General features: G+C 69.5%; 1 pseudogene. It reads left to right on the top strand.

The annotated features are described in order from the left end of the window. A pseudogene (locus BJG92_RS05130) lies at positions 1-246 on the top strand (hypothetical protein); the annotation flags it as partial. Between the last annotated feature and the right edge of the window lie 46 nt (positions 247-292).

Genomic DNA, 292 nt, shown 5'->3' with positions numbered 1-292 from the left:
GTCTGGGTCACCCATGACGGCGTCATCATCGCCACGCACGTCCGGGCCTGGGCCCGGCATCTGGTGGTGACCGATCCGGCCCACGTGGCCCGCGCGGCGGTGATGCGCCGGGACTTCCGGACCCAGCGGGTGCGCCGTCCCGAACCGCCAGAATCTGTGGAGGTGCGGGATCTGGCCGCCTACGACGAGATCTTCGGCATCGACCTCGGCCAGCAGCCGAACCTGGTCCTGGAGGTGGTCTCATGACCGGGACACCGTCACAGATCGAGTACTACGCCCGGGCTCTGCGCGC

It is taken from the genome of Arthrobacter sp. SO5 (assembly GCF_020532805.1).
GTDB lineage: Bacteria > Actinomycetota > Actinomycetes > Actinomycetales > Micrococcaceae > Arthrobacter.
This window is presented reverse-complemented; position numbering and strand designations above follow the sequence as displayed.